Genomic DNA, 2,076 nt, shown 5'->3' with positions numbered 1-2,076 from the left:
GGAGGAATCGGCTAATGCCGATTTTTCCGATTTAAAAGAGAAATAGGGATACCCTGCGGAAATACGTGCCTTTCAGCATCGTCATATTCCGCAGGGTATCCCTATTTCTAAGATCAGTAATTATTTTTGAGCGCACAAAACAAAGGGGGCTCTTCCAAATAAGCCACGTTTTCCTTATGCTGCGTTTTCTTCCTGTTTGCCTTCAAACCTCTGGAGTTTATTGCATAAGAACCGATGATATTTATTGATATTTCTACCTATCGCATACAGCATAAACTCTTTGTATACTTTATCTGTTGAACGGTGATTAAAACGCCGGAAATCATCATTTTCTTTGATATCCCCAAAATGTCCTTCGGTTTGGATTGAGCGGATCTGACGATTTAGGATTCCTTTCTCGCTTTGGATATTCGCATGAGATTTTTCTTTCAATTCTTCCCAGCGCTCATTGATCTTCATAACTTTATTTTTGTCGGCATCTTTTTCTGGGTTATATTTATACAGGCATTTCGCTTTATGCTCACAGCCACTGCAATCAGCACATCCATACACTTCCAATGTTTGTGTATATCCTTCCATTTCTTTTTCTTCTGTGCGGATATGTCTCAGTTCCCTGCCATCATGACAAACATAATAACGTTCATCCTCAAATATCTGGGTTGTCATGTTGTAGTATTTTCCTATATTTTCTTTATAGGCACGGGTCTTTCTCTGTTCATGATCCTGCAGTTTGATATAACTTTCTATGTTGTGTTCTTTTAGGAACAGTAAATTCTTTTCACTACAATAACCACTGTCTGCAGTAGTTTCCTTTAATATTTCACCGAAAGTATTGATGTGTTTTTGAATGACTGGGATCAGGGTGTTGTAATCGGTTCTGTCATTACTTACATAACCATGAATGATAAAGTAGTTCTCTACAGCAATCTGAACATTATAAGCCGGTTTGAGCTGGCCATTCATCATGTGATCATCTTTCATTCTCATGAAAGTTGCCTCTAAATCTGTTTTCGAATAACTGTTACGGTCTTTCCCCATGATTTCAAAACTTTCTGCGTATTCCATGAGTTTTTTGCCACATCCTTCGAGTTCTTCGTAAAGCTGCTGGATTTCAGATTTTTTCTTACCTTTTCCGTAAACAAACCCAATGCCTTCACCATCTGCTATCGTTGCTAAATTTTTCTGGAGCTTTAGTAGATCCAATGGAGAACAGTTGTCAATTTCGATAATTTTATTGTTTGGTAATTTTTTGTGTTTTGTAAGTTTTCGCTTGCGGTTCTTTTCAATCACTTCCCGCACTTTATCCATACCCTCAATAATAAACATCTGTGCATTTCCAAAACCGTATTTTGCATCATATCCGTTTTCTTCTAAGAGCTCGTTATACTTTGCATAAAGGGAATCGATGGTATCAAGAAGCCCTGCCAGATGGTAATTGAGTGTTCCACGCCATACAAATGTATAACGGTTTGCATTGGCTTCTATCTTTGTTCCATCTATAAAAAGCGATTCTAATGTGATCAGACCTTCTTTTTTTAATCGTCGCAGCAATTGATAATTCAGGTCATCTAAGATTTCGGGTGTCAGTTTTTTGTTTATGAAATCATAGAAGGCATCCCGTTTGGGCTGTTCGCCCTGCGTGAGCCAGATGAATCCAAGGTCTCTTTTACACAGGTCAACAATACGGTCAATCTCACGAATTCCCCGCATATTTGCGTATGTAAGAACTGCATATTTCATGATTGGGTTATACCCGTGTTTCCCCTTACCAGAATACTGCGCCAATAACGCTGTAAAATCCATTTCCTCCATTACATTTTTAAGGGTAAAGACCGGATCGTCATCAGGTAAACTCAATTCATAAAAGTTAAAGTTCATTTTTAGTTGTCCTAATTCGAAAAATCGGTTATAATAATCTTGTTTATGCATAGTTACATTATAACATGTAACGGAGAGGAGATGGTTATGGTTAGCCATCTTTTTCTCTTTTTATAGGGATAAAGTTAGGGAAGGCAGCGACATCACCGAGTCGCTGCCTTCACTATTCATGACTGTCTATTAACCGACAGCCCCTTT

General features: G+C 38.1%; 1 protein-coding gene. It reads right to left on the bottom strand.

Going from position 1 to position 2,076, the window contains the following annotated elements:
- Positions 1-174: 174 nt before the first annotated feature.
- Positions 175-1,929 (bottom strand): IS1182 family transposase, encoded by a 1,755-nt coding sequence (locus CI597_RS17425; RefSeq protein ID WP_024729441.1) that lies wholly within the window; start codon positions 1,927-1,929, stop codon positions 175-177.
- Between the last annotated feature and the right edge of the window lie 147 nt (positions 1,930-2,076).

This window comes from Anaerostipes hominis (ex Lee et al. 2021), from assembly GCF_002270485.1.
In the GTDB taxonomy this organism is placed as follows: Bacteria; Bacillota; Clostridia; order Lachnospirales; family Lachnospiraceae; genus Anaerostipes; species Anaerostipes hominis.
Note: the sequence above shows the minus strand (reverse complement) of the source record. Positions and strands in the feature narration are given on the sequence as shown.

What these genes read in the sequence shown, in the direction of transcription:
- CI597_RS17425 (WP_024729441.1), bottom strand. Translation starts at nt 1,929, where the DNA reads ATGCATAAACAAGATTATTATAACCGATTTTTCGAATTAGGACAACTA.